The sequence below is a fragment of the Nonomuraea angiospora genome (assembly GCF_014873145.1).
GTDB classification, from domain to species: Bacteria; Actinomycetota; Actinomycetes; order Streptosporangiales; family Streptosporangiaceae; genus Nonomuraea; species Nonomuraea angiospora.
In genome coordinates this window covers 6,597,099-6,619,412 of sequence record NZ_JADBEK010000001.1, presented here as the reverse complement: position 1 = coordinate 6,619,412, position 22,314 = coordinate 6,597,099, and the positions used below count along the sequence as shown (strand labels likewise).

The 22,314-nt window shown below is 70.6% G+C and carries 19 protein-coding genes; 11 read left to right on the top strand and 8 right to left on the bottom strand.

Features of this window, described 5'->3' with window-relative positions; genetic code table 11:
• The first annotated feature begins 9 nt into the window (after window positions 1-9).
• A complete protein-coding gene (locus H4W80_RS29800) occupies window positions 10-1,224 on the top strand; it encodes a sigma-70 family RNA polymerase sigma factor (protein WP_318787123.1) in 1,215 nt (404 codons plus the stop codon).
• On the opposite strand, the gene H4W80_RS29795 is transcribed toward H4W80_RS29800, so the two are convergent.
• Window positions 1,221-1,451, bottom strand: a complete 231-nt coding sequence (locus tag H4W80_RS29795) for a hypothetical protein (protein WP_192788110.1) — start codon at window positions 1,449-1,451, stop codon at window positions 1,221-1,223. The genes H4W80_RS29800 and H4W80_RS29795 overlap by 4 nt on opposite strands.
• Window positions 1,452-1,513: 62 nt before the next feature.
• Between H4W80_RS29795 and H4W80_RS29790 the strand changes: the two genes are divergently transcribed.
• Both H4W80_RS29790 and H4W80_RS29785 read left to right on the top strand, forming a co-directional pair.
• The gene (locus H4W80_RS29790) at window positions 1,514-2,209 is read left to right on the top strand and encodes a TetR/AcrR family transcriptional regulator (RefSeq protein WP_225963732.1); all 696 of its coding nucleotides are present in this window, start codon (window positions 1,514-1,516) and stop codon (window positions 2,207-2,209) included.
• Window positions 2,206-3,618, top strand: a complete 1,413-nt coding sequence (locus H4W80_RS29785; protein ID WP_318787122.1) for an MFS transporter — start codon at window positions 2,206-2,208, stop codon at window positions 3,616-3,618. The genes H4W80_RS29790 and H4W80_RS29785 overlap by 4 nt, the downstream gene beginning before the upstream one ends.
• 249 nt (window positions 3,619-3,867) lie before the next feature.
• On the opposite strand, the gene H4W80_RS29780 is transcribed toward H4W80_RS29785, so the two are convergent.
• Together H4W80_RS29780 and H4W80_RS29775 are read right to left on the bottom strand one after the other, a co-directional pair.
• Window positions 3,868-4,800 carry a DUF5996 family protein gene (locus H4W80_RS29780; protein ID WP_192788109.1) on the bottom strand — a complete coding sequence of 311 codons (933 nt, stop codon included), beginning with the start codon at window positions 4,798-4,800 and terminating at the stop codon, window positions 3,868-3,870.
• 14 nt (window positions 4,801-4,814) lie between these two features.
• Entirely contained in the window at window positions 4,815-5,606 is a 792-nt protein-coding gene (locus tag H4W80_RS29775; protein WP_192788108.1) for an MBL fold metallo-hydrolase, read from the bottom strand.
• A gap of 49 nt (window positions 5,607-5,655) precedes the next feature.
• On the opposite strand from H4W80_RS29775, the gene H4W80_RS29770 reads away from it, so the two are divergent.
• Entirely contained in the window at window positions 5,656-6,054 is a 399-nt protein-coding gene (locus tag H4W80_RS29770; RefSeq protein ID WP_313043208.1) for a MerR family transcriptional regulator, read from the top strand.
• A 9-nt stretch (window positions 6,055-6,063) separates the two neighbouring features.
• On the opposite strand, the gene H4W80_RS29765 is transcribed toward H4W80_RS29770, so the two are convergent.
• Both H4W80_RS29765 and H4W80_RS29760 read right to left on the bottom strand, forming a co-directional pair.
• Window positions 6,064-7,248, bottom strand: coding sequence for a hypothetical protein (locus tag H4W80_RS29765; protein ID WP_192788106.1), 1,185 nt, complete (start codon window positions 7,246-7,248; stop codon window positions 6,064-6,066).
• Window positions 7,249-7,361: 113 nt separating this feature from the next.
• Window positions 7,362-8,996 carry a dolichyl-phosphate-mannose--protein mannosyltransferase gene (locus H4W80_RS29760; RefSeq protein WP_192788105.1) on the bottom strand — a complete coding sequence of 545 codons (1,635 nt, stop codon included), beginning with the start codon at window positions 8,994-8,996 and terminating at the stop codon, window positions 7,362-7,364.
• Window positions 8,997-9,052: 56 nt separating this feature from the next.
• On the opposite strand from H4W80_RS29760, the gene rsmI reads away from it, so the two are divergent.
• A complete protein-coding gene (rsmI, locus tag H4W80_RS29755) occupies window positions 9,053-9,922 on the top strand; it encodes a 16S rRNA (cytidine(1402)-2'-O)-methyltransferase (RefSeq protein WP_192788104.1) in 870 nt (289 codons plus the stop codon).
• Between the two features lie 10 nt (window positions 9,923-9,932).
• Entirely contained in the window at window positions 9,933-11,519 is a 1,587-nt protein-coding gene (locus H4W80_RS29750) for a dolichyl-phosphate-mannose--protein mannosyltransferase (protein ID WP_318787120.1), read from the top strand.
• Here the strand turns inward: H4W80_RS29750 and H4W80_RS29745 are convergent.
• Entirely contained in the window at window positions 11,455-12,930 is a 1,476-nt protein-coding gene (locus H4W80_RS29745) for a hypothetical protein (RefSeq protein WP_225963731.1), read from the bottom strand. The two genes, H4W80_RS29750 and H4W80_RS29745, sit on opposite strands and share 65 nt — an antisense overlap.
• 171 nt (window positions 12,931-13,101) lie before the next feature.
• Between H4W80_RS29745 and H4W80_RS29740 the strand changes: the two genes are divergently transcribed.
• From H4W80_RS29740 to H4W80_RS29725, 4 genes are all read left to right on the top strand, one after another.
• Window positions 13,102-14,337 (top strand): glycosyltransferase family 2 protein, encoded by a 1,236-nt coding sequence (locus tag H4W80_RS29740; RefSeq protein ID WP_192788102.1) that lies wholly within the window; start codon window positions 13,102-13,104, stop codon window positions 14,335-14,337.
• Between the two features lie 85 nt (window positions 14,338-14,422).
• Window positions 14,423-16,204: a methionine--tRNA ligase gene (metG, locus tag H4W80_RS29735; protein ID WP_192788101.1), complete on the top strand. Its 1,782-nt coding sequence runs from the start codon at window positions 14,423-14,425 to the stop codon at window positions 16,202-16,204.
• A gap of 66 nt (window positions 16,205-16,270) precedes the next feature.
• Entirely contained in the window at window positions 16,271-17,125 is an 855-nt protein-coding gene (locus tag H4W80_RS29730) for a TatD family hydrolase (protein ID WP_192788100.1), read from the top strand.
• Between the two features lie 82 nt (window positions 17,126-17,207).
• Window positions 17,208-18,134, top strand: a complete 927-nt coding sequence (locus H4W80_RS29725; protein WP_192788099.1) for a ubiquitin-like domain-containing protein — start codon at window positions 17,208-17,210, stop codon at window positions 18,132-18,134.
• Here the strand turns inward: H4W80_RS29725 and H4W80_RS29720 are convergent.
• Both H4W80_RS29720 and H4W80_RS61190 read right to left on the bottom strand, forming a co-directional pair.
• Entirely contained in the window at window positions 18,123-19,310 is a 1,188-nt protein-coding gene (locus H4W80_RS29720) for an FG-GAP repeat protein (protein WP_192788098.1), read from the bottom strand. The genes H4W80_RS29725 and H4W80_RS29720 overlap by 12 nt on opposite strands.
• Window positions 19,310-21,178 (bottom strand): serine/threonine-protein kinase, encoded by a 1,869-nt coding sequence (locus H4W80_RS61190; protein WP_318787119.1) that lies wholly within the window; start codon window positions 21,176-21,178, stop codon window positions 19,310-19,312. The genes H4W80_RS29720 and H4W80_RS61190 overlap by 1 nt, the downstream gene beginning before the upstream one ends.
• Window positions 21,179-21,224: 46 nt before the next feature.
• On the opposite strand from H4W80_RS61190, the gene rsmA reads away from it, so the two are divergent.
• Window positions 21,225-22,085, top strand: coding sequence for a 16S rRNA (adenine(1518)-N(6)/adenine(1519)-N(6))-dimethyltransferase RsmA (rsmA, locus tag H4W80_RS29710; protein ID WP_192788097.1), 861 nt, complete (start codon window positions 21,225-21,227; stop codon window positions 22,083-22,085).
• The last annotated feature ends 229 nt before the right edge of the window (window positions 22,086-22,314 follow it).

Sequence of the window (22,314 nt, the reverse complement as noted above, 5' to 3'; positions counted from 1 at the left end):
GACGCCACGGTGGCCGGGGACCTGCTGCGCAAGCTGGCGCCGCAGGTTCTTGGCGCGGTGGTGCGACGTTACGGGCATTTCGCCACCGCCGAGGACGCCGTCCAGGAGGCGCTGCTGGCGGCCGCGGTGCAGTGGCCGAAGGAGGGCGTACCGGACGATCCGCGGGCGTGGCTGATCACCGTCGCCGCGCGCCGGCTGACCGACCTGCTCCGCAGCGAGCAGGCGCGCCTGCGCCGCGAGGACGCCGTGGCGGCCTGGACGCTGCCGGAGGACTGGCTGGCGCCCGCCGCCGACCAGCCGGTCTCCGGGACGGACGACACGCTCGTCCTGCTGTTCATGTGCTGCCACCCGTCGTTGTCGCCGGCCTCGCAGATCGCGCTCACCCTGCGCGCGGTCGGCGGCCTGACGACGGCGGAGATCGCCCGCGCGTTCCTGGTGCCCGAGGGCACGATGACGCGCCGCATCACGCGGGCCAAGCAGCGGATCAAGGACAGCGGCCTGCCGTTCGGGCTGCCGAGGGCGGAGGAGCGGGCCGAGCGCCTCGCCGTGGTGCTGCACGTGCTCTACCTGATCTTCAACGAGGGGTACGCCGGCACGTCCGGGCCCGACCTGGTGCGCGCGGAGCTGACGGACGAGGCGATCCGGCTGGCCCGCCTGGTGCGCCGGCTGCTGCCCGACGACCCCGAGGTGGCGGGCCTGCTCGCGCTCATGCTGCTCACCGACGCGCGGCGACCGGCGCGTACGGGCCCCGACGGCGCGCTGATCCCGATGGCCGAGCAGGACCGCGCCAAGTGGCACGCCGGCCACATCGCCGAGGGCGTCGACCTGGTCACCCGGGCGCTCTCCCGCGGCACACCGGGCCCCTACCAGCTCCAGGCGGCGATCGCGGCCGTGCACGACGAGGCGCCGAGCGCGGAGGAGACCGACTGGCCGCAGATCGTCGCGCTGTACGAGCTGCTGATGCGCGTCGCCGGCAACCCCATGGTGGCACTCAACCACGCCGTCGCCGTGGCCATGGCCCGAGGCCCGCTCGCGGGGCTCCGCCTGCTCGAACCCCTCCGGGAGCACCTGTCGGACGACCACCGGCTGCACGCGGTCCGCGGGCACTTGCTGGAGCTGGCGGGCGACCACGCGGCCGCCCGCGACTCCTACGAGGAGGCGGCCAGGCGGACGACCAGCTTCCCGCAGCAGCGCTACCTGCGTGGCAGGGCCGCGCGGCTCTAACGGGTTTTCGCCTCGACGTACCACTTGCGGCCGAGCAGCAGGCCGAACACGGGCGCCGGGAGCCGCACGAGCACTCTGGCGACGGCGGACAACCGGCCGTTGCCGCTGATCTGGGAGTGGTGGGCGGCCAGCGCCCGCTGCTTGCGCCCGGCGTAGCGGCGCACGTCGATCCGGGAGGCCTTGCCGTGCCCGCTGTCGGCGTAGCCCAGGTGCTCGACGCGCGCCACGCCCAGCCGGTCGCCCTATATTCTGTTGACGGAGTGAGTACTCACTCCGTACCGTGATGGTCATGACCAACGAGACAGGCCGGCGACGCGCGCCGGCGATGAGCCAGGAACAGCGCCGCGAGATGATCGTCAGGGCGGCGCTCCCGCTGGTGGTGGAGTACGGCACCTCCGTGACCACCGCCCAGGTCGCCCGCGCCGCGGGCATCGGCGAAGGCACGATCTTCCGGGCCTTCGGCGACAAGGAGACCCTGCTGGCCGCCTGCATGGCGGAGGCGGCGCGGCCCGACGACACGCTCGCGCACGTGGCGGCGATCGCGATGGACGTGCCGCTGGAGGAGCGGCTGATCGAGGCCGCGGAGGCGTTGCGCGGTTACCTGGCCCGGATGGGCGCCGTGGCCGGCGCCCTGGCCACCTCGGGCGGCCTCCGCCGCGACCCCCGCCTCCTGGGCGCGCCCTCCGAAGCCTCCGGTGCGACCTCCGACGGCTCGGGAGAGGGGCGTGGCGCGGCGGAGGGGCCGCCGGGAGGGGCCGGGCGGGCCCTCTCGGGGCGGGAGGCGTCGATGGCGGCCACCCGCGACGTGCTGTCCGGGCTCTTCGAGCCCGAGCGCGACGACCTCAGGCTGCCCCCGGAGCGGCTGGCCGAGGCGTTCCAGTTCCTGATCCTGGCCTCCGGCCGGGGCGGGTCGTCCCCGCTCACCTCGGCCGAACTCGTCGACCTGTTCCTGTACGGCGCGCTGCAGGGCGGCGAGGCCGGGTGAGGGACCTCTACGAGGACCTCCCGGAGCGCAGCCGCACGGCGGCGACGTACGCGCTGCTCGGCTGCGCGTTCCTGAGCATGCTGGACGGCACCGTGGTCGGCACCGCGCTCCCGCGCATCGTCGGGCAATTAGGCGGGTCGGGCTCGTGGTACGTGTGGCTGGTCACCGCCTACCTGCTCACCTCCTCGGTGACCGTGCCCGTCTACGGCCGCCTGTCCGACCTGTACGGCCGCCGCCGGCTCCTGCTCGCCGGCCTGGCCGTCTTCCTGGCGGGATCCCTGGCCTGCGGCGTGGCGGGCTCGATGCCGTTCCTGATCGCCAGCCGGGCGTTCCAGGGCCTGGGCGCGGGCGCCCTGCTCACCCTGGGCATGGCCATGATCCGGGACCTGCACCCGCCCTCCCGCGCGGAGGGCATGATCCGCATGCAGACCCTGCTGGCCGCCATGATGATCGCCGGCATGGTGGGCGGCCCGCTGCTCGGCGGCCTGCTGGCCGACCACGCGAGCTGGCGCTGGGCGTTCCTGATCAACCTGCCCCTCGGGGTGGCCGGAGCCGCCGTGATCGCCGTGCTGCTGCCCGAGCGCCGGCTCCCCGGCGCCGCGCCCGGCAGGCTCGACGTGGCCGGGATCGTCCTGCTCACCACCGGCCTGTCGCTGGTCCTGGTGGGCCTCAGCCTCAAGGGCAACACCGCCCTGGGCTGGGCCGATCCCGCCGTGCTCGGCACCCTGCTCGCCGGTCTGGCCCTGCTGACCGCCCTCGTGCCCGTCGAACGCCGGGCCGCCACCCCGGTGCTCCCGCTGCGCCTGCTGCGCCGCCGCACGTACGCGGCCCTGCTCGCCGGCGGGTTCTTCATGCAGTTCGCGATCCTGCCCGTCGGCGTGCTCCTGCCGCTCTACCTCCAGCACGTACGCGGCTACTCGGCCACGGCCTCCGGGCTGGTCCTGCTCCCGTTCCTGATCGGGATGACCGTCGGCAACCGGATGACGGCGGCGACCATCCTGCGTTCCGGGCATCCGAAACCCGCGCTGCTGACGGGCGCGGCGCTGATCACGATCGGCACGGGCGCGTTCTTCGCCCTCGGGCCGGACACCTCGCCGGTCGTGACCGGGGCGTGGCTGCTGCTCGCCGGTCTCGGCACGGGTCCCGCCATGGGCGGGATCACGATCGCCACCCAGAGCAGCGTCCCGCACGCCGACATGGGCTCTGCCACGGCCGGGTCGGCGCTCACCAAGCAGCTCGGCGGCACCTTGAGCCTGGCCTGCGCGCAATCCCTGCTCGCCGGGCCCAGGGTCACGGCCGGCGGGGTGGGGGCGACGGTGGCGTGGATCGGCGGGGTGGCGGGGGTGCTGGCGTTCGCGGCCCTGCTCGCCATGCGCGACACCGCCGTGACGGCTCCCGCCCGCTCCTAGCGACCCGGGGCCGGTCGTCATCTCGTGGTGGCCGGAAATTCGTGTCGGGGTGGGAATGTTCGGCGGGTGGGTGTGGTTACATAGATCGTGGCCGGTGTGTCCAGTGTCCCCGGGCCTCACCTATTGCCTTCGCGGAATACCGTTCGGCTGGAGCCGCGTTGTGCCTTTCGCCGAGAGGCGACCTGCACACCGGTTCGCATACGTTGAGCGCCCGCCCTCTCCGGAGGGCGGGCGCTCAATACTTTCCGCTCAGTACTTCCCGTAGTACGGGTCCGTGACGCCCCCTGGAGAGCTCAGCGCCTCCGTGTCGAGCCCGGTCAGCCGGGCCCCCGCCTGGTAGGCGCTGTCCAGGAACTCCAGCACGGACGCGACCGGATCACCCATCGCGCGCACGTCGTCGTACCGGAGGACGGCCAGGTGGCTGCCCCGGGCGGGCAGCCACTCGGCCTCCACGGGCCGCAGCGGCTCGAGTTCCAGGCCCTGGGGCTCCGGCGCGGTGTAGGAGTAGAACGCCGGCCACGGCCGCTCCTTGTCGCCGAACCAGAAGCCCGAGCTGATGACCTCCCAGCTGTACGCCTCCCGCGTGACCGGGTCGGCGTCCGGCGAGACCCGGACCACGCGCCCGGTGAAACGCGTCACGGCGATGTCGAACGTGTGCCAGAAGTGGTGCACCGGCGAGGTCTTGCCGGCGAAGTCGGCGGCGAAGCGGTCGAGCAGCTGCACCACCTGCGACAGGATCCGCCAGTAGCGGTTGATCAGGACGGGGTCGTACCGGGCGTGCAGGGTGTCGTCGGCGAACGGCGTGTCGTCGCCCAGGTCGAACGGCACCGCCCAGATCTCCGGCCGGATCCCCAGCCCCGCGAGCGTCTCGAAGAGCCGGTCGTGGAACGACGCCACCGACCGCCCGATCAGGCTGAACTCCGCGCTGCGCCCGTCGAGCACGTCCACCACCAGCCGGTGGCGCACCAGGTCGAAGTCGATGCTGAACAGCGCCTGCTCGCCCAGCCCGCCCATCGGGCGCGAGGTGAGCCCGCGCCCGGTCGGGTGGAAGGGCACCTGCCACCAGTGATTTCGCCGGTTGCTCGACGACAACCGGATCTTCCCCACGATCTGCGCGAATCTGTGAAAGGTCTCCTTGGCCTCCGCCCACTCGGCGAGCGGCATGGCTGGGAACAGCTCCATGAGACCAATGGTAACTACCGTATGTAATGGGACAGTTCCCAAGGGTCATGCGCGGAGAAGACTCTGACGCCGTGGTCGTGTACGAGCGAGCGCAGGCGTTCCTGGCTCGACAGGCGGCGCGCGGCGTCGACCTGGGCGCTGACCTGCACGAGGTCCATCAGCGGGTGCGGCTGGGGCTCGCGGTCGAGTTCGCCGTGGTAGAAGTACGCGTCCCCGGCGTGCAGCAGCCAGCCCTCGCCGTCGTGGACCGCCACTCCGGCGTGCCCGCGGGTGTGCCCGTCCAGCGGCACGAGCAGGAAGTCCTCGCCCAGCCCCGCCAGCGGCCGCACCCCGTCCACGCCCAGCCACCGGGTGCCCGTGTCCGGATAAGTCACCCACTTGGGGGAGTGGGCCCAGTGGCCCGGGCGGTAGCGGCGGTTCGGGGCCTGGGCGATGGCGTCCTCCAGCTCGACCTCCATGACGTGTACCTGGGCGTGCGGGAAGTCGGGCAGGCCGCCGCTGTGGTCCACGTCCAGGTGGGTCAGCACGATGTGCCGTACGTCGAGCGGGTCGTGGCCGAGCGCGGCGACCTGCCGTACGGCGGTCTCGTCGGGCGAGAGCAGCGGCTCGACGAGCTCCGCCCACTCGCGCTCCAGCATCTCCCCGGGCTTGGCCACGTCGTCGAGGCCCAGCCCGGCCTCGACCAGGACGAGCCCCGAGGCGGGCGTCTCGATCAGCAGCGCGTGGCACACGGCGGGCGCCGCAGGCTGCCCGTCCGGGGATTCGATCTCGCGCATGGAGCCGAGGTTCAGGTGGTGAATTCGCATGCCCACTAGACTGCGACTTGAAGCGCGATTCAAGTCAAGGAGCCAGGTCGTGGAAGACACGTTGATCGACATAGGCGAGGTGGCCAGGCAGAGCGGGCTGGCCGCGTCGGCGCTGCGGTTCTACGAGCGCAAGGGGCTCATCCAGGCGGAAGGGCGCAACGGCCTGCGCCGCGCCTACCGTCCCGAGACGCTGGAGCGCCTGGCGCTGATCACGTGCGCCCGCGACGCGGGGTTCACGCTGTCGGAGATCGCCGAGTTCCTGCGCGCCAGGCCGTCCGACGCGAGGCTGCGCGAGCGCATGGCGGCCAAGGAGCGCGAGGTGTCCGAGCGGGTCGCGCAGCTCACCCGGCTGCGCGACAGCCTGCGGCACGCGGTGACCTGCGACCACGACCCGCTCGTGGAATGTCCTGAGTTCAAGCAGGCCGTGGGCCGCGTGCCGCTGGGCTGAGCACGTTCGTCAGCTCGGGTTGACGTACTTCCTCGGTCGCAGGGCGTGGGCGCGCAGGGCCGCCAGGGCGGCGAACTGGCCGGAGCGGTCCATCCGCACCACCAGCTCGTCGCTGAAGGCCAGCCCCAGGGCGGTGAGCTGCGAGATCAGGTCGGCCACCGGCGCGGCGACGTCCTCCACGGTCGTGGTGGGATGCCAGCCCTCGCCGCCGACCACGTCCGCCACCCGCTCGCGCAGCTCGGTGGGTGACATCAGCGTGCCGTCGGCCAGCAGCATCAGCGCGGCCTCCCGCGCCGACACCTCGAACTCGTGCTTCCCCCTGGCCAGCAGCAGCTTCGTGACCGCCGACCACATGGCCGACTTGGACTTGAGCAGCCGCCGGCCGTAGTCGGTGATGGCCAGTTTCGTGCCGTCGCGGCTGATCGCGCCCAGCTCCCGCTCGGCCAGCTCGCGCAGCCTGAGCGCCTCGGGCGAGGGGGCCAGCCGCAGCGGCAGGCTCTCCTCCGAGGCGGCCAGGGTGAGGAGACGGTGCAACGGGGGCAGGGCCTGCGGGGTGATGGGCGCGTGCAGGCGCACCTCGAACGGCTGGGCCAGCTCGCGCCGTGCCGGGCCGCGCCCCAGCACCCAGCGGTTGAGGCGCTCGCCGTGGACCCGGTTGAGCCAGCTGTCGCCGCCCAGCTCGGAGCGGGGCTCGGTGAGCCAGCGGCGGGTCAGGGCGGTGCGGTCGACGGTCTCTCCGGCGACGATCGCCAGCTCCAGGGCGGCGGAGCAGGCGAGGTGCGCGCCCAGCTCCTCGGGCCCCATGATCATGCTCCACTGCAGTTCGGGGACGTCGGGCGGGAGCACGCCCGTGGCCTCGAGCGCCTGCTGGTAGGCGCTGGTGCCGGCGTCCTCGCCCTCGCGGGTGTAGGTGCGGAGGATCTGGAGGGTCGTGGGTGACACGCAGAGCGCGGCGTAGCGCTCCATCCCGCCGAGCTGGAGCAGCCGCCCGAGCGAACGTGCCAGACGTTCGTGGTCGCCGCCCACCTTGAGCGGCAACGTGTACCAGAGGAACTCGCAGACGTCGAGCTGGGTCACCGTTTCCAGCGGCTCTCCAGCCGTCAGCCATTCGACGGCGGTCCTGGCCTCCTCGGCCAGCTCCGGCTGAGAGCGCTCCAACTCGGCGAGCAGGGCGGTGACATCCGGTGCACTCATGCCTCGAAGTTTGCCGTATCGACCCCGGGCCTGACGATGGCCGAAACCGGTGCGTATTGGGTCTTGCACAGCGATAACCCTAAGAAACCACTATTGGGCGGACGGTAAACAGATCATATCCACCGTTTCTCGAACAGCATGCGGGCCTTCCACTCCGTGTACGGGATGAGTTCGGCGGACAGGATCGGGTGCAGCCACCAGAAGTTGATGAGCGCGAGCAGCGTGAACGCGCCGACCACGGCGGCCCCGACGGTGCGCCGTACCGGCATCGCCCCCGTGATCGTCGGTTTCGACGACCCGATCAGCAGCCCGGCGCACAGCGTGATGGCCAGCACCATGAACGGCACCATCGGGATGGCGTAGAACAGGAACATCGTACGGTTGTCGGCCACGGCGAAGTAGATCCACGGCACCAGGCCCATGGCGTACGACAGCAGCACGGCCCCCGCCCGCCAGTCGCGCGAGGAGACGTACCACGCGATCAGGGCCACCAGCGCGGCCACCGCCCCGAACCAGATCACCGGCGTGCCCACGCCCAGCACGGCCTCGGAGCAGTCCTTGACGCCGCAGGTGTTCTGCCTGCCCTCGTAGTAGAAGGCGACCGGGCGCAGCAGCAGCGGCCACTGCCAGGGCTCGGACATGTACGGGTGCGAGGTCTCCAGCCCGCTGTGGAAGGTGTAGACCTGCCACTGGTACTTGATCCACGACCGCATCGAGTCGACCACGAAGAAGATCGGGTTGCCCGCGGAGGTGGCCTGATCCCAGTCGCGCCCGTAGCCGGTCGCGTTGACGAACCAGCCGACCCAGGTGGCCATGTAGGTGACGAACGGCACCACGGCGAACGCCAGGAACGCCTGCGGCACGTCCTTGTTGAACGCCCCCACGTACGGATGCCGCAGCCCGACGGCCCGGCGGGCGCCGAAGTCCCACATCACGGACATGATCGCGAACGCCACGGCGAACGCCAGCCCCGACCACTTGACCGACATCGCCAAGGCCAGGCAGACCCCGGCGCCGATCCGCCACCACCTGATCCCCAGCGAGGGTCCGTGCGGCGCGAGCGGCGAGGTCTCGTACCAGGTCGCGAGCCGTTCGCGGGCCTGGTCGCGATCGACCACCAGGCAGGCGAACGCGGCCAGCACCCAGAACATCAGGAAGATGTCCAGCAGCGCCGTGCGCGAGAGCACGTAGTGCAGGCCGTCGAGGGCCAGCAGCAGACCGGCGAAGCAGCCCAGCAGCGTCGAGCGCGTCATCCGGCGGGCCACCCTGGCCAGGATGAGGATCGACAGTGACCCGATCAGCGCGGCGGCGAAGCGCCAGCCGAACGGGTTGAGCCCGAACAGCCACTCGCCCGCCCCGATCATCCACTTGCCCAGCGGCGGGTGGACGACGTAGGAGGCGCACTTGTCGAGGGTCTCGGCCGTGCACGACTGCCAGATGTCGGTCTTGCCGGCGATGATCGCCTTGTCGGCCTCCTTGATGGTGGTCCGCTCGACACCCCAGGTGATCAGCGAGAACGCGTCCTTCATGTAGTACGTCTCGTCGAACACCACGGCCTTGGGGTGGCCCAGGTTGATGAAGCGCAGGATGGCGCCGAAAAGGGTGACCAGCAGCGGGCCGATCCAGCCCCACAGGATGCTGCCGTGCATGGGAGGCACGAGCCGTTCGCGTACGGACATCGTCTTGGGAAGGCTGTCGCCGACCTCCGAGCTCTCGTTGGCCTGGTATGGGGAATCGGTCACCGCCATTCGGACATCGTACGGGCCCCAAGCCGATCGCAAACGCAGAAACACGGTTATTTGGGATGCCCTGCCACAATGGTCAGGTGACTGAAGACGGCAGGTTGGTGCTGGCAGGAGCCCCCATCGGCCAGGCGGGTGACGTCTCGCCGCGGCTGCGCGAGGTGCTGGGGAGCGCCGACGTGGTGGCCGCCGAGGACACCAGGCGCCTGCGCAGGCTCGCGACCGAGCTGGGTGTGGAGATCGAGGGCCGGGTGGTGTCCTATTACGACCAGAACGAGGCGGTCCGGGCCAAGGAGCTATTGGAGACCCTGAAAGAGGGCCGCACGGTCGTGGTCATCACGGACGCGGGCATGCCGGGCGTCTCCGACCCCGGCTACCGCCTGACGCGCCTGGCGGTCGACGAGGGCATCACGGTCACCGCGCTGCCGGGGCCGAGCGCCGTCACGACCGCGCTGGCGGTGTCCGGTCTGGCCAGCGACCGGTTCTGCTTCGAGGGCTTCCCGCCGCGCAAGCCGGGCGAGCGGGCCCGCCGCCTGGCCTCCCTGGCGGCCGAGGAGCGCACGATGGTCTTCTTCGAGTCGCCGCGCCGGCTGGCGAGCTCCCTGGAGGCCATGGCCGAGGCGTTCGGCGCCGACCGGCAGGCCGCCGTGTGCCGCGAGCTGACCAAGACGTACGAGGAGGTACGGCGGGGCGGGCTCGGCGAGCTGGCCGAATGGGCGGCCAAGGACGTCAAGGGCGAGATCACGCTCGTGGTCGCCGGATACGCGCCGGGGGAGGGCGAGCCGGACCTGGACGAGCTGGTCGCCGAGGTGGACCGCAGGGTCGCCGAGGGCGAGCAGCGCAAGCTCGCCGTCGCCGAGGTGGCCAAGCAGGCGGGCATCCCCAAACGCGAGCTGTATGACCTGGTTCACAGGAGATCCCCTACGCCATAGGGTGCGCATCGTGAGGAACTGGGGGGTTTCCGCTCAGCGACTGGTCCCGCCGATGCCGGGGACCCCCGTGCTGGGCTGGGCCGGGCCGATCCTGGTCGCGCTGTTCGGTGGCCTCCTGCGGTTCATCAGGCTCGACGAGCCCAAGGCCGTCGTCTTCGACGAGACGTACTACGCCAAGGACGCGTACTCGCTGATCACGCACGGCGTCGAGCGGACCATGCTCGGCGACGCCAAGGACCCGATCGCCGACAAACGCCTCATCACCGGCAACCTGGACATCTTCAAGCAGTGCCCGCAGCCCGACGACTGCGCCTCGTTCGTGGCGCACCCGCCGCTGGGCAAGTGGATGATCGGCGTGGGCGAGTGGCTGTTCGGGATGGACCCGTTCGGCTGGCGCTTCGCCGCCGCACTGATCGGCACGCTGTCCATCCTGATCATGGCCAGGGTGGCCCGCAGGATGACGCGCTCCACGCTGCTGGGCTGCCTGGCCGGGCTGCTGCTCTCGCTCGACGGCCTGCACCTGGTGCTGTCGCGCACGGCACTGCTGGACATCTTCCTGATGTTCTGGGTGCTGGCCGGGTTCGCCTGCCTGGTGACCGACCGGGACTGGGCGCGGCAACGGCTGGCCGACCTGCACGGGCGCGGGCCGCTCGGCGAGCTGGGGCCGCGCCTGGGGCTGCGGCCGTGGCGGCTGGCGGCCGGGCTCTGCCTGGGGGCGGCGTGCGCGGTGAAGTGGTCGGGGATCTTCTTCCTGATCGCGTTCGCGGTCATGAGCCTCATGTGGGACATGGGGGCCAGACGGGCGCTGGGGCTGCGGCAGCCCTACCGGGGGGCGTTCTCGTACGATCTGCCGGGCGCGTCCGCGGCCATGGCGTTCGTGCCCGCGGTCACCTTCATGGCCTCGTGGACCGGGTGGTTCGCCACCTCCGGCGGCTGGGGGCGCGACTGGGCGCAGGCCACCTCGTCCGGGCCCGCGTTCTTCGTGGTCGACTCGGTGCGGTCGTGGCTGCGCTACCAGCTGCAGGTGCTGGGCTACCACAGCAACCTGCACGAATACCACCCGTACATGTCGGAGCCGTGGCAGTGGCCGCTGCTGATCAGGCCCGTCTCGTTCCACTACCCGCTGGACATCCCGCCGTCGGCGTGCGGGGCCGACAAGTGCTCACAGGCCGTGCTCGGGGTCGGCACCCCCGCCCTGTGGTACGCCGCCGTGCCGGCGCTGATCGCCCTCGTCGCGTGGTACGTGGCCACGCGCGACTGGCGGGCGGGGGCGGCGCTGCTGGGCGTGGCGGCCGGCTGGCTGCCGTGGTTCTACTACGCCCTCGCCGACAACCGGACGATGTACCTGTTCTACATGATCCCCGTCGTGCCGTTCATGGTGCTGGCGCTCGTGCTGGTGGCGGGGCTGGTGCTGGGCCGGCAGGACGCCCCCGCGACCCGGCGGGCGACCGGGGCCGCGGTGGTGGGGGCGTTCGCGCTCATCGTGCTGATCAACTTCTGGTGGCTCTATCCGGTGCTGACCGCCGAGACGATCACACACGCAGACTGGTGGGCTCGGATGCTGATGCGTTCTTGGGTGACCGCCGCGCCCAAGTGACGCCGCGGCGCAGCGTGATCGCCGCGGCGACGCAGGCCAGCGGGACGGCCGGGAGCACGTACCGGTAGTCGAACTCCGCCGTCGCCGCCGGGGCCAGCAGCAGCCCCACCGCGCCGAGCCACGGCAGCACCACCGGGCCGCCGAACTTGCGCCACCTGACCGCGACGCCGTACAGGCCGATCAGCAGGATGCCGCCGAGCATGATGCCGCGCAGGTAGAACACCTTCTGGTAGCCGCTCATGATGTCGGCCCACGGGTGCACGATGCGGGTCTCCGGCGGGCCCTGCTCGTAGCTGAACGCGTCGGTGTCGGTGCGGCCGCCCGCGTACGACGACCACTTCGGCAGCCGCTTGGGCTGGCCGCTCTCGTCCGGCTCGACGTACGGCTTGAACTCGTACATGCCGTACGTGGACGGGTCGGGGAACATCGGCCGGCCCCAGTGGAAGGACCGGAAGAAGTCACGCGTGACCACCTTGAGGTAGTCGCCGGGCTGCGACAGGATCGCCCGCGTGGCGAACGCGCTGGCCGCGTCGTTGGTGATCTCGCTCCACTTCTTGTTGATGCCCCACCGGTGCAGCACCTCGCCGGTGCCCGTGCCGTCGCCGTTGCCCTGGCCCCACAGGTACCACTGCGCGTAGTCCTTGCGCTGGCTGACCGGGTCGTTGATGCACAGCAGGAGGAGCTGGACCTCCTTGTACTTGTCGATCTTCATCTTGTTGCAGTCGGCGAAGATGGCCGTGCGCATGTAGAGGATGAGACCGTCGCTGTTGGTCATCGCGAACTTGCCGTACGCGGAGGCGAACCAGCCCATGTACGCCATCACCGGCACCGCGCAGGCCGTGATCACGGCCACGATCGGGCGCCAGCCGGTCCGCTTGACCAGCAGGTAGAGCACCACCAGCGCCAGGATCGGCAGGCCGATCGAGCGGGTCAGCCACGTCACCGCCAGCAGCAGGCCGACGACCGCGCCCGCCTGCCACGACAGCCGCCGCTTCCACAGCACCAGCGTGATGACGCCCACCACGAGCAGCGTGAACATGCTGTCGGACATCACCAGCTGCTCGAGCTGGATCTGGTACGCGTCCAGCAGCACCGGCGCCGCCGCCAGCGTGGCGCCCCACTTCGGCAGCCGGAACTTGATCCGCAGCAACGCGTAGATCAGGCAGGCCGTGGCCAGCCCCATCAGGTGCTGCGTGAAGATCACAAACGCGAAGCTGTGGAACGGCTTGAGCATCATGAGCCAGAAGCTGTAGCCGTCGGGCCTGATCGGGTGCGGCCGCGGGTGCAGCGCCACCGAGACGTACTCGTAGGAGTCGTTGAACCACATGGCCGGGCCGTAGCCGAGCATGGTGATGAGCCGCAGCACGGCGCCTACGCCGAAAACCGCGGCGAACACTCGATGCCGGCGCAAGAATGACAGCCAACGCGCTGCCCGGCCAGGAGCGGAGTGGTCCACAGGGGTAATCTCCGCGACGCTCACCATGCTGTAAAGAATGCCAGTCGTTTTTGGGTCTTGACCCGAGCACGGTTGGGCACAGGGCATGATGGTTCACTGGAAGAGTCTTAACTGAAGGGTAGACACGTGGAACTGACGGTGGTCATGCCCTGCCTCAACGAGGCGGAGACCGTGGAAGTCTGTGTACGCAAGGCGCTGGCGTGCATGGAGGAGCACGGCATCGAGGGCGAGGTCCTGATCGCCGACAACGGCAGCACGGACGGCTCGCAACAGCTCGCCCGCGACGCCGGAGCCCGCGTGGTCCACGTCGACGAGAAGGGCTATGGCAACGCCCTCATGGGCGGTATCAGGGCGGCGCGCGGCAAATACGTCATCATGGGCGACGCCGACGACTCCTATGACTTCACCGCGTTGCTGCCGTTCGTGGAGCAGCTGCGCGACGGCGCCGACCTGGTGATGGGAAACCGCTTCAAGGGCGGCATCGCCCCGGGCGCCATGCCCCCGCTCCACCGCTACCTCGGCAACCCGGTGCTGTCGTTTATCGGCCGGCTGTTCTTCCCCTCGGCCATCGGTGACTTCCACTGCGGGCTGCGCGGGTTCCGGCGCGACTCGATCCTCAAGCTGCAGCTGCAGACGGGAGGCATGGAGTTCGCCTCCGAGATGGTGGTCCGCTCCACGCTGTCCGGCCTCGACGTGCGCGAGGTGCCCACCACGCTCTCGCCCGACGGCCGCTCCCGCCCGCCGCACCTGCGCTCCTGGCGCGACGGCTGGCGCCACCTGCGCTTCCTGCTGCTCTACAGCCCCAAGTGGCTGTTCTTCTACCCCGGCGTGCTGATGATGGTCATCGGCCTGATCGCCGGGACGGCGCTGACGTTCGGCCCGGTGGAGATCGGGGAGCTGGCCTTCGACGTCGACACCCTCGTCGGGTCGTCCGCCCTGGTCGTGATCGGCTTCCAGGCGGCCCTGTTCGCCGTGTTCACCAAGGTCTACGCGGCCGAGGAGGGCTTCCTGCCCGAATCGCCGCGCATCCGGCGGCTGATCGACATCGTGAGCCTGGAGAAGGGGCTCGTGGTCGGCGGCCTGCTGGCGCTGGCCGGTCTGATCGGCCTGGTGATGTCGCTGGTCCACTGGCAGGTGCGCAGCTTCGGCGAGCTCGACCCGCGCGAGTCGCTGCGCATCGTCGTGCCCTCCGCGACCGCTCTGATCGTGAGCTTCCAGACGATCTTCGCGGCGCTGTTCATCAGCATCCTCGGCATCCGCCGCACCCGCGAGAGCTCCATCGACGTGGCCGCCAAGGCCGCCGAGGAGGCCGCGGAGGCGGTCTCCCTCGAGGACGTCTCCCTCGAGGAATCCAAGCGATAGCCGCTCCCGGCGGGGTCCAGACGGGCCCCGCCGACGTGGGGGATTCGGTCCGAGGCGGACAGGGAGCCCCGTTAGGCTAAGGACTATGTCCCAGCACATCTTGACCGCCGTCGCGTGGCCCTACGCAAACGGCCCCCGCCACATCGGGCACGTCTCCGGGTTCGGCGTGCCGTCCGACGTCTTCAGCCGCTACCAGCGGATGGCGGGCAACAAGGTGCTGATGGTGTCAGGCACCGACGAGCACGGCACGCCCATCCAGGTGCAGGCCGACAAGGAAGGCGTGAGCGCCAGGGAGCTGGCCGACCGCTACAACCGCGTCATCGCCGAGGACCTGACCGGCCTCGGGCTCTCCTACGACCTGTTCACCAGGACCACGACGAAAAACCACTACGCCATCACACAAGAGATCTTCAAGGGCCTCTACGACAACGGCTATATCTTCCCCAAGACCACGATGGGGGCCATTTCCCCCTCGACCGGCCGCACTCTGCCCGACCGCTACATCGAGGGCACCTGCCCCATCTGCGGCTACGACGGCGCGCGCGGCGACCAGTGCGACAACTGCGGCAACCAGCTCGACCCGATCCAGCTGATCAACCCCAAGAGCCGCATCAACGGCGAGACGCCCACGTTCGTCGAGACCGAGCACTTCATGCTCGACCTGCCCGCCTTCACCGAGGTCCTCGGCTCCTACCTGCAGTCCAAGCAGGGCGAGTGGCGGCCCAACGTGCTGAAGTTCGCGCTCAACCTGCTCGGCGACCTGCAGCCGCGCGCGATCAGCCGCGACCTCGACTGGGGCGTGCCGATCCCGCTCGACGGCTGGCGCGACCAGCCCAACAAGCGGCTCTACGTGTGGTTCGACGCGGTGATCGGCTACCTGTCGGCCTCCATCGAGTGGGCCAGGCGCTCGGGCGACCCCGACGCGTGGCGCGCGTGGTGGCAGAATCCCGACGCCCGCGGCTACTACTTCATGGGCAAGGACAACATCGTCTTCCACGCCGAGATCTGGCCGGCGATGCTCTACGGCTACAGCGGGCAGGGCGACCGCGCCGGCACGCCGGGCTCGCTCGGCGCGCTCGCGGTGCCGTCCGAGGTGGTCTCCAGCGAGTTCCTGACCATGGAGGGCAAGAAGTTCTCCTCGTCCAGGCAAGTAGTAATTTACGTAAGAGATTTCCTGGCGCGTTACGACGCCGACGCCCTTCGCTACTACATCGCGGTGGCCGGACCGGAAAACCAGGACACCGATTTCACCTGGCAGGAGTTCGTCAACCGCAACAACGGCGAGCTGGTCGCGGCCTGGGGAAACCTGGTCAACCGGTCGATCTCGATGGCGGCGAAGAACTTCGGGGCCGTGCCCGAGCCGGGCCACCTCACCGACGCCGACCGGGCCCTGCTGGAGCGCTCGCGCAAGGCGTTCGCGCCGGTGGGCGCGGAGCTGGGCAGGTCGCGCTTCAAGAACGCGATCAACGAGGCGTTCGACGTGGTCCGCGAGGCCAACAAATACCTGGCCGAGCAGGAGCCGTGGAAGCTCAAGGAGGACCCGGAGCGGCAGAAGTCGATCCTGCACGTCGCGCTCCAGGTGGTCGACGACGCCAAGACGATGCTCACGCCGTTCCTGCCCAGCTCCTCCAACAAGGTCTTCTCCATGCTCGGCGGCGAGGGCGTGTGGTCGGGCATGCCGGAGATCCGCGAGGTCGACGAGGACGGCGGCACCCCCTACCCGGTGATCACCGGCGAGTACGACGGGGCGGCCCGCTGGGAGCACCGGCCGATCAAGCCGGGCACGCCGCTCGCGCCGCCCGTGCCGCTGTTCAAGAAGCTCGACCCGAAGGTCGTGGACGAGGAGCTGGCCCGGCTGGGCGAGTGACCCCGTAGTCCTTGGGGCTGATGGCGCCATCAGCCCCAAGGACGGCAGAGCGCTACTTTAGAACGCGTGACCAAGCTTCCCGCCGCTCCCGAGCCGCTTTCCGCACCTGTCTTCGACAGCCACTGCCATCTCGACATCATGGTTGGCAACAGGCAGGCGTCGTCCGGCGATCCGGTGGCGCAGGCCGCGCAGGCGTCGGAGGCCAGCGTCCGGAGCATCCTGGAGGACTCCAGGGCGGTCGGCGTGACGCGGCTGGTGACCATCGGCTACGACCTGAGGTCCTCCAGGTGGAACGCCGAGGTGGCGGCCGAGCAGGAGGGCGTGTACGCCGGGGTGGCCATCCACCCGAACGAGGCCCACGAGGCCACCGCGGAGGTCCTGGCCGAGATCGAGAGCCTCGCGCGTCGGCCGGAGGTGCGGGCGGTGGGGGAGACCGGGCTCGACTACTTCCGTGACTGGGCGAGCAAGGAAGATCAGCACGCGAGCTTCCGCGCGCACATCGAGATCGCCAAGCGCACCGGCAAGGCTCTGGTCATCCACGACCGCGACGCGCATGACGACGTGCTGAGGGTGCTGGCCGAGGAGGGCGCGCCGGACAAGGTCGTCTTCCACAGCTTCTCGGGCGACGCTGAAATGGCGAAAAAGTGTGTCGAAGCCGGATATTTCATGTCTTTTTCCGGTCCTGTGACGTACAAGAACGCCGCCTACCTCCGTGAGGCCGCCCAGACCGCCCCGCAGGAGCTCATGCTGGTCGAAACCGACGCCCCCTACCTGCCGCCGGTCCCGCACCGCGGCAAGCCCAACGCCCCCTACCTCATCCCCCTCACTTTGCGCTGCCTCGCGGAGGTCAAAGGGGTCCATCCGGATCAGTTGTGCGAGGCGATCAGTGCCAACGGAGTCATGGTCTTCGGCGAGTGGTGACCATCTTTTGCTGAACCCGCGGCTGCGGGCACGGGCGCGACGCTAACGTTCGGGCGGTCCTGACCGTTACCGGAGGTGCTTCGTGCGAGGTAAGAGGCGCGCGCCTCGTCCCCCGATCCCGTGGCGTTCACCGTGGACGCCGGCCGTGTGCCTGGCGGGCATGGTGGCGCTGGGGGCGCTCGTGGCGGTTTCGTCCCTGGTCAAAGATGTCGTCGTGATCGTCGACGGCAGGCAGTCGCAGGTCCGCGCGTTCGCGGGGACCGTACACGACGTGCTCGCCGAGGCGGGGGTCTCGGTGGGGTACGGCGACCTCGTACGTCCTCCCGCCCACGAGGACGTCACCGACGGATCCACCATCGAGGTACGCCACGCCCGCCCGATCACCCTGACCCTGGACGGCCGCACCAGCAGGCACCTGGTCACCGCCACGAACGTCGGCGACGCCCTCGCCGAACTCGACCTCACCCCGGCCGCCGGCAAGCTCTCCGCGCCGCCGGACGACGCGGTGCCGCTGTCGGGGATGGAGCTGACCGTCTACACCAGGCGCAAGGTGTACGTGGTCGCGGGCACGAGCCGGATCACCTCGCGCACCACCGCCAGGACGGTACGCGAGGTGCTCAGGCAGAAGCGCGTCCCGCTGCGCCGCGGCTACGTGGTGACCCCGCCGCTCGGCAGCTTCCCCAAGGACGGGACGGTCATCACGGTCACACCCTCGCACACCATCCCGATCCGCCCGGAGGTCCTGCGGCTCAACTGGCAGGCCCTGGCCGCCTGCGCGGCCCAGGGCGACCCCCTGGCCTACAACCCGGACGGGCCGTACTACGGGATGTACCAGTTCAGCCTGCCCGTGTGGCAGGCCGCGGGCGGGATGGGGATCCCCAGCACGTGGCCGGCGGAGGAGCAGACATACCGGGCGCAGGTCCTCTACCAGCAAATGGGCAGCCGCTGGCAGACCCAGTGGCCGAACTGCGCCGACCGCCTCTTCGACCCGGTGGGGTCATCCCGATAGGGACACCCCGAAGTCCGCGCCCTTGGACGGCTGGATCGGCTGGAGCGTCTCGGCGTTCCGCCCGGCCACCGCCACCCTCCCGTACGGCCGCGCGTCCGGCTGCCCCACGAACAGCTTGTTGCCGCTGAAGGCCACCGACCACCCGGACAGCCCGTCGCCGGTCGCGAGCTGCCGATCCTCGGCCGCGTTCTTCCAGGAGACCACCCGGACACCGCCCCCGTACGGGGCGCCGATGGCCAGCCTGCCGTCCGCCGACGCCGCCATCGAGAACCCGAACGCCTGCTTGCCCCCCTGCGTCACCCTCCGCGTCGGCTTCCTGCCGGGGTCGAGCAGCTGCACGTAGCCGGGGCCGGGAGAGCTCACCGCGTAGCCGGAGCCCTCGCCGTACACCACCGAGTAGCCGAACCGGTCGCCGGAGACGTCCGTCGGCGAGTCCAGCTTGAACGACGTGAGCTTGGACGCGAGCACGTCGTCGATGAAGACCACCGAGCCCGAGTCGATCTTGCCGGTCTCGATCTGGCGGCCGGCGCCGTCGTCGTTCTCGTACGGGACGCCGACGACCAGCTCGTTCTTCGGCCCGAACGCCATCGACCAGCCGAACTGGTCGCCGACCTCGCTGTTTCCCCGCACATCGTCGGACTCCTGGCTGATCCTGCGCAGCTGGCCGGTGCCCTTGCGCACGTAGAGCGCGCCCGCGTCGGGGAGCTGCCCCTCGTCCTCGTACGGCGCCCCGATCGCCACCAGGTCGCCGCGCGCGGCCAGCGACCAGCCGAAGTGCGCGAACCGCTGTGGCCGGTCCGCGGTCAGCCGCTGGGGAGGCGTGGCGCCGCCGCCGTAGACGACGTACGCGGCGCCGGCGTCCTCGGCGCCGTCCACGTCCGCGTACGGCGCGCCGATCACCAGGTCGGCGCAGGCGTCGGCGTCGACCTTGGCCAGCCGTACGGACCAGCCGAAGGCATCGCCCCTGGCCAGGTCGGGAACGGTGACGGGGATGACCTTGTCGCCCGACAGCACGCTCACCGAGCCCTTCTGGTCGTCCGCGAACGGGTCGCCCACGGCGACGTCGTCCACGCCGTCACCGTCGAAGTCGGCGGCTCCGGCACAGGCCGCCGCGCCGGTGTGCATGAGCGGCGTCCCCGTCGCGAGCATGAGCGCGATGAGCGCGGATCGGATCATCACAGCGCGACCTCGATCTGCTTGCCGTTCTCGAGCATGGTCGCCGTCAGCTTCACGGGTTTGCGGTACATCGCCAGGTCGAACACGAACGCGCTGTCCACCCGCCCGCCCGGCAGGATGGCCGGGGGCAGGGTGAGGGCGGCCGGGTCGTGTTCGCCGCCCCGGTCGTCGACCATGGTGACGACGGGCTGGACCAGCTGCCTGCGCTCGCCGCCGGGGTTGAGCATCGTCCAGCGGATCACGCAGAGCTGGCCCTGGGTCGCGCTCTTGCCCTCGTACTCCTTCAGCCCGCACTCCGGCGCCGACGCGACGATCGCGACGGGGTCGTCGAAGTTGGCGCCCAGCGCGAAACGGCGGCCCACGTCGTTCGGGCCGGTGGTGCCGGTCGTCTGGGACGGGGTGCCGGGGGCGGCCGTGGTGGCCGGGTTGCGGGCGGAGGTGATGATCAGTACGGCCACCGTCACGACGATGGCCAGCACGGCGGCCACGGCGGCGATGAGCCACCGGGTGCCCTTCGTCCTGGAGCCGCCGAGGGTGTCGGGTTCGCCGTCGCCCGCCAGGGTTTCGGGCGGACGGGTGTCGGTGCCGGGCAGGCTGCCCTGCCGCAGCTGCACCGGAGCGTCCGACCCGCGCGAGCGAGCCTGCTCCTCCTTCTTCTTGGCCAGGGCTTCGGCCTGAGCCTGCTCCCGCTGCCGCGCCTGCGCCTCCCAGCGCGCGAACTCTTCCCTGGCGGCTTCCTCCTCCCTGCGCGCCAGCTCGTCGACCGACGGCTGAGAGGGCACGCCGCCCGCATTCCCGAACGAACCCGGCACACTGGGGGAGACACCCGGCACGCTGGGCGCGCCAGGGCTGCTCTGGCTGCTGCCCGAGACATTGGGATTCCTACCGGTGGCATCGCTCGGCGGCGGCGTCGTGAAAGTAGCCGTGATATCCGGCTCATCCACGACATTCTGCGGCGGCTGCCATTCGTTGAGCATCTCGGTCGCGACCAAGGTGGGCGGATCGGCGGGGCGCGCCGGCGTACTGCCTCCCACCAGGGCGAGCAGGAGATCCTGCGCCGACGGGCGCACGGTGGGGTCCATGGAGGTGGCCCGCCGTACTAACTCGTTGAGCGGCGCGGGCAGCACGCCCAGCTCGGGCGGGGCGTTCAGCACGCGCGTGGCCAGCGTGATGGGGTCGCCGCGGCCGAACGGGTGCCGTCCGTTGCCCGCGTACGCCACCAGGCAGCCCCAGGCGAAGATGTCGGCCGCCGGACTGACCACCTCGCCGCGCACCTGCTCCGGGGCCCACCATCCAGGGCTGCCCAGCAGTTCGCCGGAGAGCGTGAACCCGGTCTCCCGGTCGAGCGCCCGCGCGATGCCGAAGTCGATCACCCTGGGCCCCGACAACGACAGGATCACGTTCGCCGGTTTCAGGTCTCTGTGCACGAGCCCGGCCACGTGGATCGCCGCCAGCGCCGCCGCGACCCCCAGCGCGACGCCGTGCAGCGGCCCCGGTTCGAGAGCGCCGTACTTCGCGATCTGATCCGAGAGCGGGGTGCCCGCGATGTACTCGGTCACCATGTACGGACGTCCGTCCCCGGTGTTGCCGTTGTCCAGCACCTGGGCGGTGCAGAACGACGCCACCCGGCGAGCGTTCTCGACCTCCGCATGGAACCTGGCCGCGAACCCCTCCTGGTTGGCGAACTCCGCCTTGACGACCTTGAGCGCGACGAATCGACCCGTCGGTGCCCGTGCGAGGAACACGGTTCCCATCCCGCCCTCGCCGAGCCGGCCGAGCAGCCGGTACGGTCCGATCTCCCGCAAGTCCGTCGGGCGGAGCGGCGCGGCGCCCGTTGGCTCCATGAGGGACGTCCCTTCCTGTTCCACGCCATCCTCTCCTTTGGTCTCCCCAAGCGCCATCGATGGTTCTTCGATGCGAGAGACTGGTTGGATGATGAGGCTGTTGGGCCCTGCAGAAATACGTATTTTGGCGGACAAGCTAGATCTTCGTCCGACAAAAAAGCTTGGCCAGAACTTCGTGATCGACGCAGGGACCGTCCGGCGCATCGTCCGCGTGGCCGACCTCTCGGAGAACGACGTGGTCATCGAGGTGGGGCCGGGCCTCGGCTCGCTCACCCTCGCCCTCCTGCCCTCCGCCGCACACGTGGTGGCGGTCGAGATCGACCCGGTGCTGGCGGCCCAGCTCCCCCTCACGGTGGCAGACCGTGGCGGGCTCGACAAGCTCACGGTCGTGAACGCGGACGCCATGAAGATCACCCCGGACGATCTGTCCGGATTCACCCCCACCGCCCTCGTCGCCAACCTCCCCTACAACGTGGCCGTCCCGGTGGTGCTCCACCTTCTCGAGGTCCTCCCGTCCCTGCGCAAGGGCCTGGTCATGGTCCAATCGGAGGTCGCCGACCGCCTCGCCGCCGGCCCCGGCTCGAAGGTGTACGGGGTGCCGTCGGTCAAGGCCGCCTGGTACGCCGACGTACGCCGCGCCGGCCCGGTCGGCCGCACCGTCTTCTGGCCCGTCCCCAACGTCGATTCCGGCCTCGTCTCCCTGGCACGCCGCGAGCCGCCCACGACGACCGCGTCCCGCAAGGAGGTCTTCGCGGTGGTGGACGCCGCCTTCGCCCAACGCAGAAAGACCCTGCGCGCGGCCCTGGCGGGATGGGCGGGCAGCGCGGCCCAGGCGGAGGAGGCGCTGAGGGGGGCCGGCGTGGACCCGTCGGCTCGCGGGGAGCAACTGGACATCACATCCTTCGCCCGCATAGCCGAACGCAAACCCTAACCCACCACCCCCATCTCACCTCCCGGCCCACCCTCCCGATCGGTGCCCCGGCCCACCCTCCCGGCCGCTGCGCCCCGCTCCCGGCCGGTCCCCTACCTCGCCCTCTGACCGGTGCCCCCGGCCGGTGCCCCGGCCCACCCTCCCAGCCGGTGCGCTCCGCTCCCGGCCGGTGGCCTACCTCTCCCTCTGGCCGGTGCCCGCCCCCGGCCGGTACACCCCCTCGCGCCGG

Coding starts and splice junctions, on each gene's coding strand:
- H4W80_RS29720 (WP_192788098.1), bottom strand. CDS start 19,310: ATGATCCGATCCGCGCTCATCGCGCTCATGCTCGCGACGGGGACGCCG.
- rsmA (WP_192788097.1), top strand. CDS start 21,225: ATGCGAGAGACTGGTTGGATGATGAGGCTGTTGGGCCCTGCAGAAATA.
- H4W80_RS29780 (WP_192788109.1), bottom strand. CDS start 4,800: ATGGAGCTGTTCCCAGCCATGCCGCTCGCCGAGTGGGCGGAGGCCAAG.
- metG (WP_192788101.1), top strand. CDS start 14,423: ATGTCCCAGCACATCTTGACCGCCGTCGCGTGGCCCTACGCAAACGGC.
- H4W80_RS29760 (WP_192788105.1), bottom strand. CDS start 8,996: ATGGCGGTGACCGATTCCCCATACCAGGCCAACGAGAGCTCGGAGGTC.
- H4W80_RS29765 (WP_192788106.1), bottom strand. CDS start 7,248: ATGAGTGCACCGGATGTCACCGCCCTGCTCGCCGAGTTGGAGCGCTCT.
- H4W80_RS29775 (WP_192788108.1), bottom strand. CDS start 5,606: ATGCGAATTCACCACCTGAACCTCGGCTCCATGCGCGAGATCGAATCC.
- H4W80_RS29790 (WP_225963732.1), top strand. CDS start 1,514: ATGACCAACGAGACAGGCCGGCGACGCGCGCCGGCGATGAGCCAGGAA.
- rsmI (WP_192788104.1), top strand. CDS start 9,053: ATGCCCTGCCACAATGGTCAGGTGACTGAAGACGGCAGGTTGGTGCTG.